The sequence below is a fragment of the Microbacterium sp. CFBP 13617 genome, from assembly GCF_014839445.1.
In the GTDB taxonomy this organism is placed as follows: domain Bacteria; phylum Actinomycetota; class Actinomycetes; order Actinomycetales; family Microbacteriaceae; genus Microbacterium.
In genome coordinates this window covers 162,703-176,654 of record NZ_JACYNW010000001.1, presented here as the reverse complement: position 1 = coordinate 176,654, position 13,952 = coordinate 162,703, and the positions used below count along the sequence as shown (strand labels likewise).

The 13,952-nt window shown below is 70.0% G+C and carries 11 protein-coding genes; 3 read left to right on the top strand and 8 right to left on the bottom strand.

All coding sequences use genetic code 11. From position 1 onward, the window contains the following. Positions 1-2: 2 nt before the first annotated feature. The 3 genes from guaD to IFU40_RS00760 form a co-directional block, all read right to left on the bottom strand. Positions 3-1,415 (bottom strand): guanine deaminase, encoded by a 1,413-nt coding sequence (gene guaD, locus IFU40_RS00770; protein WP_194716724.1) that lies wholly within the window; start codon positions 1,413-1,415, stop codon positions 3-5. A 188-nt stretch (positions 1,416-1,603) separates the two neighbouring features. Continuing rightward, a complete protein-coding gene (locus IFU40_RS00765; protein ID WP_055935465.1) occupies positions 1,604-2,311 on the bottom strand; it encodes an SDR family NAD(P)-dependent oxidoreductase in 708 nt (235 codons plus the stop codon). Positions 2,312-2,437: 126 nt separating this feature from the next. Then, positions 2,438-2,923 carry a pyridoxamine 5'-phosphate oxidase family protein gene (locus IFU40_RS00760; protein ID WP_191925042.1) on the bottom strand — a complete coding sequence of 162 codons (486 nt, stop codon included), beginning with the start codon at positions 2,921-2,923 and terminating at the stop codon, positions 2,438-2,440. A 178-nt stretch (positions 2,924-3,101) separates the two neighbouring features. Between IFU40_RS00760 and IFU40_RS00755 the strand changes: the two genes are divergently transcribed. Then, positions 3,102-4,160: an alpha/beta hydrolase gene (locus IFU40_RS00755; RefSeq protein WP_206754863.1), complete on the top strand. Its 1,059-nt coding sequence runs from the start codon at positions 3,102-3,104 to the stop codon at positions 4,158-4,160. Positions 4,161-4,347: 187 nt separating this feature from the next. After that, a complete protein-coding gene (locus tag IFU40_RS00750; protein WP_055935472.1) occupies positions 4,348-5,724 on the top strand; it encodes an amidohydrolase family protein in 1,377 nt (458 codons plus the stop codon). 45 nt (positions 5,725-5,769) lie between these two features. Here IFU40_RS00750 and IFU40_RS00745 read toward each other — a convergent pair whose 3' ends face one another. The 5 genes from IFU40_RS00745 to IFU40_RS00725 form a co-directional block, all read right to left on the bottom strand. Next, positions 5,770-7,707, bottom strand: a complete 1,938-nt coding sequence (locus IFU40_RS00745; RefSeq protein ID WP_342343451.1) for a glycoside hydrolase family 127 protein — start codon at positions 7,705-7,707, stop codon at positions 5,770-5,772. Positions 7,708-7,710: 3 nt separating this feature from the next. Next, positions 7,711-8,529: a carbohydrate ABC transporter permease gene (locus IFU40_RS00740; protein WP_191925040.1), complete on the bottom strand. Its 819-nt coding sequence runs from the start codon at positions 8,527-8,529 to the stop codon at positions 7,711-7,713. Beyond that, positions 8,526-9,500 carry a carbohydrate ABC transporter permease gene (locus tag IFU40_RS00735; RefSeq protein ID WP_191925039.1) on the bottom strand — a complete coding sequence of 325 codons (975 nt, stop codon included), beginning with the start codon at positions 9,498-9,500 and terminating at the stop codon, positions 8,526-8,528. The genes IFU40_RS00740 and IFU40_RS00735 overlap by 4 nt, the downstream gene beginning before the upstream one ends. Positions 9,501-9,568: 68 nt before the next feature. Then, positions 9,569-10,834 carry a sugar ABC transporter substrate-binding protein gene (locus IFU40_RS00730; protein ID WP_191925038.1) on the bottom strand — a complete coding sequence of 422 codons (1,266 nt, stop codon included), beginning with the start codon at positions 10,832-10,834 and terminating at the stop codon, positions 9,569-9,571. Between the two features lie 45 nt (positions 10,835-10,879). Next, positions 10,880-11,902 (bottom strand): LacI family DNA-binding transcriptional regulator, encoded by a 1,023-nt coding sequence (locus IFU40_RS00725; RefSeq protein ID WP_191925037.1) that lies wholly within the window; start codon positions 11,900-11,902, stop codon positions 10,880-10,882. Between the two features lie 181 nt (positions 11,903-12,083). Between IFU40_RS00725 and IFU40_RS00720 the strand changes: the two genes are divergently transcribed. Continuing rightward, a complete protein-coding gene (locus IFU40_RS00720) occupies positions 12,084-13,829 on the top strand; it encodes an amylo-alpha-1,6-glucosidase (RefSeq protein WP_191925036.1) in 1,746 nt (581 codons plus the stop codon). Positions 13,830-13,952 lie beyond the last annotated feature (123 nt).

Here is a 13,952-nt window from a genome sequence, read left to right as displayed (position 1 = left end):
CCCTAGCTCTTCTTGTAGCGGCGGATGCCGGAGACCCAGGTCTCGTCGACGTTGCGGTCGTCGCCGACCATCATCACCGCGAACAGTGCGTGCGCGGCCTGTTCCATCGTGGTCGGGCCCTCGTCGCCGAAGAACAGCGACTGGTGCCACGGCATCGCGGATGGACCGGCGTTCCAGTCGAGCGCCACGAAGTCCGCGGACTTTCCGACTTCGAAGTTGCCGACCTGGTCGTCGATGTACAGACCCTCGGCGCCGCCGAGGGTGACCGACCAGAACGCGCGGTAGGGCGAGAGCTTGCTGCGCTCGGCCGCGGCCAGATCCTGGGTGATGCGGTTCGTGGTGCCGTCGAGCAACGTGTTGCCCAGCATCCCGACCTTGTAGGCCTCGTCGAGCACCTGGATCATGCTGAACCGGTTTCCGCCACCCATGTCGGTGCCGAACGACATCTTGACGCGCTTGTCGGGGTCGGTCGCTTTCGCCAGGCGGAAGATGCCACTGCCGAGGAAAAGGTTCGAGCACGGGCAGAACACCACCGCGCCGCCGCTGTCGGAAAGACGCCCGAATTCGTTGTCGGAAAGCCAGACCGCGTGCCCTCCCGAGAATTTCGGGCCGACCAGATCGTATTTCTCATAGACGCCGAGATAATCCGTGCAGTCCGGGTGCGCCAGAAGAAGGTTGGAGATCTCCAACGGATTCTCTGAGATGTGGGTGTTCACCCAGAGGTCGGGGTGCTCTTGCTTGAGCCGCTGGCACGCCTTCAGCAGGTCCTTGCTCGCGCCGAGGGCGAACCGCGGGGTGATCGCATAGCGGTTGCGGCCCACACCGTGGTACTTGGCGATCATCGCCTTGCTGTCGTCGTAGAACTCCTCGGGCGTGCTCGTCGAGCCCTCCGGTGCGAACTGGTCGATACCGGTGACGCCGCTGATCACCAGCATGTCGCGCCGGGCGGCGGCCTCGAAGAACTCCTCGACCGCGACGGTGGAGGTCGTCGTGAACGCCTGCACCGTCGTCGTCCCGCCCGCGAGCATGTTGTCGAGGAAGCGGTCCGATCCGGCGCGCGCGTAGTCGCGGTCGCTGTAGCGGGCCTCTTCGGGGAAGACGGTGTCGAGGAGCCATGGCAGGAGCTGCTGCCCGAAGGCGCCGAGGGCGCGCGTCTGCGGAACGTGCACGTGGCCGTCGATGAAGCCGGGCGTGATGATGCGCCCGCTGATCTCCGTGATGTCGAGGCCGGGGTACTGGGGCGAGATGTCGTCGAAGGGTCCGAAGGCGACGATCAGGCCGTCGTCGACCACGAGCAGGCCGTCACGGAGGAATCGCGCCGATTCCTCTTCTCTGCCCACGTGCTTCCACGGGTCGTCGATGAAATCGAAAAACGTGCCGCGGATTCCAGAACTGACGATGATCGCGCCTTTCATAGAGGGCTGTTCGATGTCCGCGCCCCAGGCATCTATACCGTCGGCGGGTCTTTATCGGACGCCTGACGACATAGTGGCACAAAACAGTTTTGGTCCGAGGAAATTATCTGCGAACAGTCCGGGGCAGGTTATTCGGGGCCGGAAAACCCCCTTTCCTGCCTTCTCGTCCGGAGTCGAACCCGCGTGACTCAGTGCATGACCATTCCGCCGGTGACGTTGATCGCCTGTCCCGTCAGATAGCTGCCCGACGGTGACGCGAGGAAGTGCGTCACCCCCGCGACATCCTCCGGAATGCCGAGTCGCCCCAGCGGAGACTTCGCGCTCCACGCGGCGACGTCGGCCTCGGAGCGGGTGTCGGCACCCATGTCGGTGAGCACGTATCCGGGGCACACGGCGTTGACGGTGACGCCGTGGCATCCCCATTCCTGCGCTCCGGCACGGGTGAGGGCCACGACCGCGGCCTTCGACGCCGCGTAGTGCCCCTCGCCTCCACCGCCCTGCTTGGCCGCCATGCTGGCGATGTTCACGATCGCGCCGCTGCGGGCCTCGAGCATCGTCGGCGCGACCGCTTGCATGGTCACGAGGGTCGCGCGGGCGTTGATGTCGAGCACGCGATCCCAGTCGTCGACGGTGATGTCGAGCAGCGACGCGTGCTGGAAGACCCCCGCGCAGTTGACCAGCACGTCGACGCCGCCGAGGGCTGCGACCGCTTCGCCCACCGCTCGCCGGGTGTCGAGCGGATCGCGCAGGTCGACGGCGAAGAAGCCGGATGCCGCGCCCTCGGCCGGAGCGCGCCGATCGAGCACGACGACCGCGGCGCCGTCGGCGGCGAACCGGGCGACGATGGCGGCACCGATGCCGCCGGAGCCGCCGGTGACGATGACGCGGTAGGACATGGCACTCCTTCTGGCGAGGTTCGGGTCGCCCTCGGGCGTCACCGTACGCGGAGCGTCGCACGCCGTGACGTCGGGGCTGTTTCGTCGGCGTAACGCTCGCGCCCACCCGCGGCGGCGGGCGTCACCTCACGTGAGTCGCGCCCAGACCGCCGCCGCGTCGACCTCCAGTCGCGCGTCGGTTCCGCGCGTGCGCCACGCGTCGCGGTCGAACACGAACACGCGCTCCACCTCGAGCACGTACAGGCGCTTGTCGGGGACCGCCAGCACCGCGGCGGCGTCGTCGTCGGTTCCGGCATCCCTCGGCAACCGCTCGGCCAGCACGGCGCTGATCGCCGAGGCGTCGGCATCCACCTCGCTCGCCCGGAACGACAGCTGCACGCCGTCGGCGTCGGCGATCGCGGCCGACGAGTCGTAGATGACTCCGGATGCCACCCCCGAGGCCGAGATCGCGCGCGCGTGCCGCGAGGCGCGGCCGGACTCCACGTACATGCCGCGCGCGAGCAGACGGTACTGCGCGGCAGCGGTCCACGGCCCGTCGGCGTCGGCCGTGCCGATCACGACGTAGCGCTGCGCGGCGAGGATCGAGGCGGCGCGCTCTTCGGGCCAGGTCATGTCGCCATCGTGGGGGTGGCGCGCGACGTCGGTGTTTCGGCCCCGTAACGCTCTGGCGAACCTGCCCTCGGGGTGCGATCGCGCCCCGTACTCTCGCTCTCGCCCGCACCCCCTCTCGTGAGTGTCCAGGACACGCCGCATCCCGCCGCACGGGCGCGGCGTGTCCTGGACACTCGACATGCCTGGAGACCCCGTGACCGACACCGTGCACCCGGCCATCACCGACCCCGACGTGCGCGCACACCTGGCCCGCCTCGCCGCGAGCGCGGGCACGATCCCCTCAGGAGCGACCGATGCCGACGGCGACGACGCCGCGCGCATCGCCGAGCTGCGCGCCAACCCGTCGTGGGTGCGCCTGCCTGACGACGACGTCGTCGAGTCGATCGACACGGATGCCGACGGCCTCGCGCTCCGCCTCTACCGATCCCGCACCGGCCACCGGGGCACGCTCGTCTTCGCCCACGGCGGCGGCTGGGTCGCGGGCAACCTCGACAACAACGACGCCCTGTGCCGCGCGCTCGCCGCGGCGACCGGCACCCAGGTGCTGAGCGTGGACTACCGACTGGCGCCCGAGCACCCTTTCCCGGCCGGTCTCGACGACCTCGACCGCGCCCTGCGCTTCGCCGCCGAGGGCGCGGACCGTCTGGTCGACCCCGACCTTCTCGGCGTTGCCGGGCACAGCGCCGGGGGCAACCTCGCCGCGGCTCTGGCGCTGCGTTCGCGTGAGGGCCGGGCTCCCGGCATCCGGTGCCAGGTGCTGCTGTGCCCCGTGCTCGACGCGCCCGATCCCGACCGCCCGAGCTACCGCGCACACACTGAGAACCTGCCGCTGACCTCGCGCGGCATGCAGTGGTACTGGGGGCTGTATGTGCAGGATGCCGCGGCCCCGGCCCCGGCCCCGGCCCCGGCCCCGGCCGCGGCGCCGCAGCCCGGCCCGGCGGCAGCGGTGCCCGGGGCAGTCGCCGCGACGACCATGTCCGCGGTCCCGGTCGAGGCCGCGCCGTTGCGCGCCCCCGACCTCACCGGCTCGGCGCCGGCGGTGATCGTCGCGGCGGGCGTCGACCCGCTGTCCGACGAGGCGGAGGAGTACGCGGGTGGGCTCTCGGCATCCGGAGTCCCCGTCGAGTTCCTGCGCCGCGAGGGGGTGCCGCACCTCTTCCTGGTGTTCCCGTCGACGCCCGCGCGCGACGAGGTGCTCGCCGCCATCGCCCCCGCCGTGCGCCGCGCCTTCGCCTGACGCGCGTCCCTCTCGCCCCCCCCGGCCGCCCTTCCCGGCGGTGAGTGTCCACAAAACGCCGCACGAGCTCGCCCCCACACGGCATGTCCTGGACACTCGACGGGGCCGCGCGGCTCCGCGCGGCGCGCACACAACCCGCTACCCGCTCGGAACACCGCGGAAACACGCCATTGTTACCGTCATCAACATGTCGCTTCTGGTCATCAACGCACGGCTCATCACGGTTCCCGCGGGCACCGACGACCCCGGTTACATCGAGCGGGGCTTCCTGCTCGTCACCGACGGCCGCATCGCGGCGATCGGCGCCGGCGACCCCGATCCGGGCGTCACCGCCGACGAGATCCTCGACGTCGACGGCAAGTTCGTCGCTCCCGGGTTCGTCTCGTCGCACAGCCACCTCTTCACGAGCGGCTCGCGCGGACTCGGCGTCGACCAGACGCTCTACGGCTGGTGCACCTCGATGTTCAGCGTGCTGAACAACGCCTCACCCGACCAGATCTACTGGGCGACGCTGCACGGCTCGCTCGACTTCCTCGCGAACGGCGTCACCACGGCGTACAACTTCACCGACCCGCTCCTGCCCTGGGAGCCGATGGTCGAGGGCAAGCGCAGCGACGGGGGCGGACAGCTCCGTGACCAGTCCTGGCACACGCGACAGGCCGATGGATGCCACGACGCCGGCCTCCGCTTCGTCGACTCGATCGCGTTGGATGCCACCGTCGGCACCGACGACGAGATCTTCGCGCGCTTCGAGGCGTCGCTCGACCACGTGCTCGCGATGGACCCCGACCTCGCCCTCGGCGCCTCGATCATGGGCCAGGTGCAGTGGTCGACGCGACCCGACGCCGCCGAGATCGAGGTTGCGGTCATGGACCGCTTCGGCGTCACCAACCAGGCGCACTTCCTCGAGACCTACGAGGCGATCGAGCACCAGCAGACCAAGTTCCAGCTCTACAAGAACGCCGGTGCTCTTCGCCCGGGCATGATGTTCGGCCACTTCATCCAGACCACGCCCGAGATCATCCAGGATGCCGCGGCCGGCGGCGCGAGCATGTCGTGGCAGCCGGCATCCAATGGGCGTCTGGCGTCGGGCATCGCGCACGTGCCCGAGATGCTCGATCTCGGTATGAAGGTCGGCATGGGTCTCGACGACCAGGCCTGCACCGACGTCGCCGACCCCTGGCAGAACATGCGCATGGGGATGTTCATGCAGCGCGCCCGCACCCACGACCCGTTGTCGATGATGCCCGAGCGCGTGCTGCGCCTGCACACCCTCGGGGGAGCCGAGATCATGGGCGTCGACGACCGCGTCGGCAGCCTCGAGGTGGGCAAGTTCGCCGACTTCGTCGTGGTCGACCCGCGCACCCCCGACATCGGACCGCTCTGGAACCCCGTGCGCAGCTACGTGCTCGCCTGCGGGCTGCGCAACCTGCAGCAGGTCTACGTCGGCGGAAAGCTCGTCAACGACCGCGGCGTCTCGACCAACCCGCTCGCCGCCGAGGCATCCCGCGTGCTGCACGAGGAGCTGCCCGCGCTGGCCGACGAGTACGGCGTCATCCTCTGACGCCGTTCCCGTCAGCCGACCACGCGTGCGGATCGGTGTCGCGCGTCAGTGCGCGTCGCCGGGGGGAGGCGCCAGCGGGACGAAGACCCGCATCCGCGAGGGTCCGCGCTGCGCCCAGCGGTGGTACGGAACGAGCGTCACCGTCGCCGAGCGCGTGACGATCCCGGCATCCGGCTGACCTCCGAAGGGCAGAGGGTCGCCGGAGGGTGCCTGCTCGACGATCACCGCCGACGCGCGGGCGCCGTCGGCTTCCGCCTCCGGTGCGCGCGGCACGAGGCGCACGCTCTCCAGGGCGACGCCGTGCGGCAGATCGACCGACTCCAGGCAGAGCACGAGCGGCCCCCGCTGGACCGCCGCGGTGCCTCGGACACCGTCGATGCGTCCATCGGGGAAGACCAGTCGCGGCGATCGCGGCAGGGTCAGCGTCACGACGGCGCCTGGCGAGACGTCCACGACGTCGTACCAGCCGGGGGCGGCCGGGCGAGCCGGGGCGTCCCCGATCGCGACGGACGCCGCATCGGCCCACGAGGGGATGCGCAGGCGCAGCCGTGCCCCATCGGCGGGCACGTCGTCGACGCTGATCCGCACGCGATCCTGGTCGGGGTAGCGGGTCTCGAGACGCAGACGCCACCCTCCCGCGTGCAGCTCTCCCGCGGCGTACTGCAGCAGCACGATCCCGTCGTCGTCGAGGGCGACCGTGTACGCCGCGAGCGACGAGAGCGTCCGGGCGACGTTGGTGGGGCAGCACGACACCTCGAACCACGGCGCCCGCACCCCGCCCTCGGCGCGCGGGTTGACCCCATCGGCGGCGGGCTCGCCGGCCTCGCGCTGGTGCAGCGGGTTGGCGTAGAAGAACGCGCGGCCGTCCGGGCTGGGCGAGGTCGCCACGACGTTGAAGAGCGTGCGCTCGATCAGGTCGGGGTAGCGCACGTCGCCGGTGTGGAGGAAGAGGCGCCACGCGAACATGATCGAGGCGACTCCCGCGCACGTCTCGCAGTAGGCGCGGTCGGCGGGGAGTTCCCAGTCGTCGCCGAACCCCTCGTCCTGGTGGCGCGACCCCATCCCTCCGGTGAGGTAGGTGCGCCGGGCCACCGTGTTCTCCCACTGCCGCTCCAGAGCCGCCAGCAGGTCGGTGTCGCCGGTGTCCACGGCGATGTCCACCGCGCCCGCCGACAGGTAGAGAGCGCGCACGGCGTGCCCTCTGAGCACCGAGGCGTCGCGGACGGGGATGTCGTCCTGGAAGTACTCGGCCGACTGCAGGGGAGGAACGGGCAGGGTGCCGTGTCCCCGGCGCGCCAGGAACACACGGGCCTGCTCGAGGTAGCGACGCTCGCCGAACGCGCGCCCCGCTTCGGCGAGCGCCACCTCGATCTCGGCGTGTCCGCACACGCCGTCGCGTGCGTCCGCGCCGAACTCACGACAGATGTGGTCGGCGGCGCGTCGCGCCACCTCGACGAGGAGGTCGTCGGGATGACCGGCGCGCGCTCGGGCGACCGCCGCCTGCAGCAGGTGGCCCATGTTGTAGAGCTCGTGCCCCATCGACAGGTCGCTGTAGCGCGGTGCCTGCCCGCGGTGGCCGAAGGCCGTCCCGAGGTATCCGTCGGCATCCTGAGCGCGCGCGACCCGGTCCACGAGGGTCGAGAACGTGACCTCGAGCGCCTCGTCGGGCTGGCGGCCGAGCTCCCACGCCATCGCTTCGAGCAGCTTGTAGACCTCGGAGTCCGAGAACACCCACCCGGTGCGTTCCTCGAGCGCCTCGCTCCGGGCGACGCGGTCGAAGTTGGCGAGCCATCCCAGTCGTTCCATCCACTCGAGGCAGTGGGCGAGGGTCGCTGCGGCATTGACCGCTTGCCGGCGTCCCCAGAAGCCGTCGGCATCCATGCGGAGGGCTCCGACGTCGACACCCCGCAGGCGGGAGGTGGCCGGCACGACGGGGACCGCCTGTACTCGTGGTCGTGTGGTGAGGGGATTGTGCAGAACCACGGTTCAGTCCTTCACGGCGCCGGCGGTTACGCCCGCGGCCACGTAACGCTGGGCGACGACGAGCAGGATCGCCGCCGGAATGGATGCCACCGCGGCGGTCGCCATGATGGCGTTCCACTGCGTGGTGTTGTTGCCGATGTAGGCGTAGATGCCGAGCGTGATCGGCTTGAACGCGGAGTTGCGGGCCAGGGTGGAGGCGAAGATGAAGTCCGACCACGCCCACAGGAACGAGAACAGGGCGACGGTCAACACCGAGTTGCGGCTGAGCGGCAGCACGACCGACACGAACGTGCGCCACGATCCGGCGCCGTCGATGCGCGCGGCCTGCAGCAGCTCCCGGGGGAGGCCGCCCATGAACGCGGTGAACAGCAGCACACCGAAGGGCACCGCCACGGTGGAGTCGGCGAGGATGAGCCCGGGCACGCTGTTGAGCAGTCCGGCGCGCGCGTAGATGGCGTAGAAGCCCATCGCCATCACGACCGCGGGGATCATCTGTGCGACGAGGAGCACGAAGTTCAGGGTGCGGCCCCCGCGCAGGTTCAGCAGGGCGAGGGCGTACGCCGCGGGGGCGGCGACGACGACGGTCACGGCGACGCAGCCGAGGCCGATCACCAGGCTCGTGCCGAGGTTGGGAAGCTGCTGGCTGAGGACCGCGGTGTAGCCCTCGATGGTCGGATCGAAGGGGAACACCTGGGGCGGGCTGTCGCGCAGGTTGCTCGTCTTCGTGAACGAGACGTTCAGCATCCAGTAGACGGGGAAGAGCATCAGGGCGGTGAAGATCAGGCCGAGGCCCGTCTTCCACCACGAACGGCGGGCGGTCATGAGTTCTCCTGGCGACGCTGGGCCCGCAGGTACACGAGGCCGAAGACGAGGGCGATGACGATGAGGACATTGCCGACCGCGGCGGCGGGCGACAGGTCGGGCTGGCCCGTGCCGAAAGCCTCTCGGTACGACCAGATGGCGAGGGTCGTGGTCGCGTCGGCGGGGCCGCCCCGGGTCATGATCCAGATGATGTCGACCACCTTGAGGGTGTAGACGAGGCCCAGCAGGAGCGTGATCGCCGACACCGGGCGCAGAAGTGGGAAGGTGATGCTCCAGAACTGCCGCCACGGCCCCGCGCCATCGAGCGAGGCGGCCTCGTAGAGGTCGATCGGGATGTTCTGCAGCCCCGAGTAGAGGATGACGAGGTTGAAGGGGATGCCGAGCCAGATGTTGGCGATGATCACCGCCGTCATGGCGGTGTCGGGCGACGTCAGCCAGTTGATCTGGCCGATCCCGAACGCCCCGAGGACGGAGTTGATGATGCCGTTGTCGCTGTTCAGCATCCACGACCAGGTGGATCCCGAGACGATCAGGGGCAGGAGCCACGGAACGAGGAAGAGCCCGCGCAGGAGGCCGCTCAGGGGGAAGTGGGAGCGGAAGAAGACGGCGAGGCCCAGCCCGATCGCGTACTGGAAGACGAGCGAGACCACGACGAAGATCGCGGTGTTGGCGAGAGCGGGCGCGAACGTGGGGGAGGAGATGACGGCGACGTAGTTGTCCAGGCCCACGAAGGCGGCGTCGCCTTGCACGAAGGCCCGCACGGTGTAGTCGTGGATGCTGAGGTCGATGCTGCGCACGAGCGGCCACAGGTAGAACACGATGAGGTAGATCACGAGCGGGGCGGCGAACGCCGCTGCCACCCAGGGGGATCCCTCGAGACGGGCACGACGACGACGCCCGGCGGCGGGCACGGTCACCGCGACGGTGTCGTCAGACGCGCGGGGGTGCTCGCGCAGGGTCGGGAACGACATGGATTGCTTCTTTCGACGGGGGGTGTTCGGGGGGACGTCGCCGTCCCCCCGAACACCGATGAGTGCCGTTACTTGCCGGTCGCCGACTGCGCCGCGGACTGGGCGGCGTCGAGGGCCTGCTGAGGTGTCTGCGCACCCGAGAGGACGTTCTGCACGGCCGTCCACAGCTGCTCGGAGATGAGCGGGTAGTCGGTGCCGAGGTTGTCGCTCGTGCGGCCCTTCGCCGCCTGCACCGCGGAGACCCACGTCTCGAGGTCGGGGTTCTCGGCCAGGAGGTCATTCTGGCCCTCTGCGGTGGGCGGGATGTAGTACGCGAAGGTGTTGGCGGTGTCGACGAAGCCCTCGGGCGTCGTCATGCACTCGATGATCTTGCGCGTCGTCTCGTAGCGCGCGGTGTCCTTCTGCACCGGAGCGACGATGAACTCGCCGCCGGTGGGAGCGGGAGCGGCGCCGCCGTCCTTGGCGGGCAGCTCGATGACGCCGCTCGCGAAGGGGGCCTTCGCGGCGCTGTCGACCTGCCAGGTGCCGTTCTCGGCGAAGGCGAAGTCACCCGTGAGGAACTCCTCCCACACCGTGTTCTGCGAGTTGGTGATGACCGAGTTGGGGGCGTAGCCCTTGTCGAGCCAGTTCTTCCACAGGGTCACCGCCTCGACGGCTTCGGGCGACGAGAGGTCGGTGAGGTCGGCGCCTGCGCCCCAGAACCACGGCAGGAACTGGAACGAGCCCTCTTCGGTGTTGATGCCCGAGAAGGTGATGCCCTTCTTGCCCGCGGCCGACACCTTCGCCAGGGCGGCGTCGAGTGCATCCCAGTCCGTGATGGAGGCCGGGTCGACTCCGGCCGCCGAGAGGACGTCGGCGTTGTAGTACAGCGCGAGGGTGTTGGCGCCGATGGGGATGCCGTACGTCTTGCCGTCGAGGACGCCGGCGGCCAGCAGGTTCTCGTCGATGGCGGAGGTGTCGAGACCGAGGTCGTCGGTGGTCGAGAGCATTCCGGTGTCGGCGAGGGTGGACACCGCGGGGTTGTCGATGAGGATGACGTCGGGCGAGGTGCCGTCCTGGGCCGAGAGCAGGGCCTGGTTGGTGAGGGCGGTGGTGTCGTAGGCGGTTCGCTGGATGGTGACGCCGGCCTGCGTGCCGCAGTCCTGGACGCGCTTCGCCCAGTCCGAGTTCTCGGCGTGCTGCGGGTACGGATCCCACCAGGTGTAGGTGCCGCTCGCGGCGTCGCCGCCGGTGCCGGCGGTGCCGGCGGTGCCGCCGGAACATCCGGCGAGAGCGCCGACGGCGATGCCGGCCGTGGCGACGGCTGCGGCGATGCGCAGGACCTTGGGGTTCATTGTTCCTCCTCGAACATGCTCGGGTGAGCGCTGTGTGTTCCCGTCTCAGCGACGGGGTGGGGGTGCGGCGATGCTGCCGCGGTCATCGATGACGGGCGCGATCAGTTCGACGACGGTGGGGTTCGCGTCGGCGTCGGAACGCAGGCGCGAGACCAGTTGTTCGACGGCGCGTCGACCGAGCAGGTCGGCGGCGCTGTCGATGGCGCTGAAGGGGAGCGAGAACGTGCGGGCGAACTCGTCGGAGTAGCGGCCGATGACCGAGATGTCGGCGGGCGACGACAGGCCGCGCGCGGCGAGCACCGACGGCAGCGCAGCTGCTGCCGCCTCGTTGTTCAACAGCAGGCCGGTGGCGTGCGGGTACTGCTGCAGCACGGCGTGCAGATCGTGTCCGATCCGGGGCTGGTGCGACGATCCGAAGACGTGGTTCAGCCGGATGCCGTGCTCCTCGGCCCGCGCGCGGGCGCCGTCGGCCAGGCGCCAGACATAGGCGCCGCCGCGCTCGACCACGTGCTCGGACTGCGACACGAGCGTCACCTCGCGGTGCCCCGCCTCGTGCAGTCGGTCCACCATCAGTCGACCGGCCGCGACGAAGTCGAGGTCGAACGTGTCGATGCCGGTGGCGTCGCCGGGGAGTCCGACGAGCGCGCCGGGTTGGTGGGCCGAGCGGAGCGGGTCGAGTCGTTCGTCGAACTCCGCCACGTTCAGCAGTACGAACCCGTCGACCATGCGCGACGCCGCGATTCGCGTCAGCGCTCCCACCCCGTCGCTCTCGGTGACCAGCAGGGTGTCGAATCCGAACTCGCGCGCCCGGTCGGTGATGCCCAGGATGTACTGCAGCATGGCGGGCGCGAACTCGTCGTCGAAGAACTGCCCCAGCAGGGCGAGAACGTTGGTGCGCGAGGTCGCCAGCGCCCGGGCGCCCGCGTTCGGGGTGTACCCCAGCTCGCGTACGGCCCGCTCGACGTTCTCGCGCACGGCCGGCGAGATCGTGCGCTTGCCCGACAGGGCGTACGAGGCTGTGCTGCGAGAGACGCCGGCGGCTCGCGCCACATCGCCGATGTTGACCATGTCGCCGTCCTTTCTGTCGCCGGGTCTCTTGTGCCCGGCGGGATGAATCGGTGGTAGTACCGAGTGTCCCCGTTGGGCAACGAATTCAACGTATCGAACTGGTTCGATTCGAACCGGTTCGAAAGTACAATGGCGACATCCGTTTGGCAAGAAGCAATCCTCACGAACCGAAAGTTCCTCGATGACGAGTCCGATTCCCTCCTTCCCTCTGCGGCACGTCCCGTTCAGTCGACGCGGCTCCTGGCTCGACCTGTCGCCGGTGGTGGCCGCGCACCGCACGGTCGACGACGTCCACCTCGTGTCTCACCGCACCGGGATGCACGCGGTGCTGTCACTCGTGCCCGCGGCCGCGTCGGGCGCGGTCGATGAGTCGTGGGCTGTGGCGGCCGACGCGGCCACCGTGCGCTGGACGACGGGTGCGATGACGGTTCGCGCCGTCTTCGCCTCGACCGACACGCTCCGCCTCCGCGGCGACGCCGGATCGAGCCTGCGTCTGGCGGAAGCCGCCGCCGAGCTGACCCCGTTCACGGGCATCTACCTGTTCCAGGATCCGCGAGACGGCAGCGCCGTCTTCACGTCGTACGAGACAGGATGCCGATACCGTGTCACCGCACTCGAGGGCCGCCTGCGGATCGAGGGCGCCGAGAGTCTGGGGGCCGCCACGCGCGCTGTCACCGTCACCGGGGGCGATGACGCCGGTCCCTGGGAGATCGCGATCGAGGAGTTCGAGAGTTCGCGCCCGCCCTTCGCGGCATCCTCCGCGTTCGAGGACTGCGTCGCCGAGGTCACCGAGGAGTTCGCGGCCTTCGCCGCGCGCGTCGCCCCCTGGGCCGCGCGCGACGACGTGGCGCAGCAGGCCCGGGACGCCTCGCTGCGCGCGGCGTACGTGCTGTGGTCGGCGACCGTCTCACCGGCGGGATTCCTCCGCCGCGAGGCGGTGCTGATGTCGAAGCACTGGATGGACAAGGTGTGGAGCTGGGATCACTGCTTCAACGCGATCGCCCTGGCACCCGGTGAGCCCGGGTTGGCCCTCGATCAGTTCCTCGCGCCGTTCGACCACCAGGATGCGACGGGAGCGCTGCCCGACTCGATCGCTCACTCCGAACGCCTGTACAACTTCGTCAAGCCGCCCATCCACGGGTGGGCGCTCGCTCGACTGCGCGCCGAGGGCCTCGCGCTCACCGACGACGTGCGCGTCGACATCTACGACAGGCTCTCGCGATGGACGCGGTTCTGGCTCGATGAGCGGCGCGTCCCCGGGCGGGCTCTCGCCCACTACCAGCACGGCAATGACAGCGGGTGGGACAACGCCACCGTCTTCGACCGCACGCGCCTGGTCGAGTCCCCCGAGCTCGCGGTCTTCCTGCTGCTGCAGTTCGACGAGCTCGCTCGCCTGGCGGGTGAGACGGGCCACGATCCCGCCCCGTGGCTCGACGAGGCTGCGCGGATGACCGAGGCGTTGTCGGAGCTCTGGCGCGGCGACGGATACGCCGCGCGGGGGGTCGCCGACGGCGGTGACGTCGAACGCACGAGCCTGCTGCCGGTGCTCGCCGTCCTCGCCGGCGACCGGCTCCCGCCCGGGGTGCCCGAGGTGCTCGCCCGCACCGCGAAGACGTTCCTCACCGAGTGGGGCCCGGCCACCGAGCGCCCCGACAGCGATCGCTACGAGGACGACGGCTACTGGCGAGGCCCCATCTGGGCGCCGTCGACCATGCTGCTCGAGGACGGACTTCGCCGCGCGGGCGAAACCGCGCTCGCCGACGACATCAGCGAACGCTTCCGGCGGTTGTGCGAACGCCACGGCTTCGCCGAGAACTTCGACGCGCGCACCGGCCAGGGGCTTCGAGACCGGGCGTACACCTGGACCGCGGCGGTCTATCTGATCCTCGTGCGCGACGCCGTGCGCCGTGGTGATGCCGCGCTGTGATGCGCTCGGGATCCCGGCAGGCGCCGTCGCGACCGGGGTCGAAGGTGATCTGTTGACCGGTGCGTAGGACCCGACGTACTCTTGTCGAACCGGTTCACAGTCGAACCGGTTCGACAACGGAGA

What these genes read in the sequence shown, in the direction of transcription:
- guaD (WP_194716724.1), bottom strand. Translation starts at nt 1,415, where the DNA reads ATGAAAGGCGCGATCATCGTCAGTTCTGGAATCCGCGGCACGTTTTTC.
- IFU40_RS00765 (WP_055935465.1), bottom strand. Translation starts at nt 2,311, where the DNA reads ATGTCCTACCGCGTCATCGTCACCGGCGGCTCCGGCGGCATCGGTGCC.
- IFU40_RS00760 (WP_191925042.1), bottom strand. Translation starts at nt 2,923, where the DNA reads ATGACCTGGCCCGAAGAGCGCGCCGCCTCGATCCTCGCCGCGCAGCGC.
- IFU40_RS00755 (WP_206754863.1), top strand. Translation starts at nt 3,102, where the DNA reads ATGCCTGGAGACCCCGTGACCGACACCGTGCACCCGGCCATCACCGAC.
- IFU40_RS00750 (WP_055935472.1), top strand. Translation starts at nt 4,348, where the DNA reads ATGTCGCTTCTGGTCATCAACGCACGGCTCATCACGGTTCCCGCGGGC.
- IFU40_RS00740 (WP_191925040.1), bottom strand. Translation starts at nt 8,529, where the DNA reads ATGACCGCCCGCCGTTCGTGGTGGAAGACGGGCCTCGGCCTGATCTTC.
- IFU40_RS00735 (WP_191925039.1), bottom strand. Translation starts at nt 9,500, where the DNA reads ATGTCGTTCCCGACCCTGCGCGAGCACCCCCGCGCGTCTGACGACACC.
- IFU40_RS00730 (WP_191925038.1), bottom strand. Translation starts at nt 10,834, where the DNA reads ATGAACCCCAAGGTCCTGCGCATCGCCGCAGCCGTCGCCACGGCCGGC.
- IFU40_RS00725 (WP_191925037.1), bottom strand. Translation starts at nt 11,902, where the DNA reads ATGGTCAACATCGGCGATGTGGCGCGAGCCGCCGGCGTCTCTCGCAGC.
- IFU40_RS00720 (WP_191925036.1), top strand. Translation starts at nt 12,084, where the DNA reads ATGACGAGTCCGATTCCCTCCTTCCCTCTGCGGCACGTCCCGTTCAGT.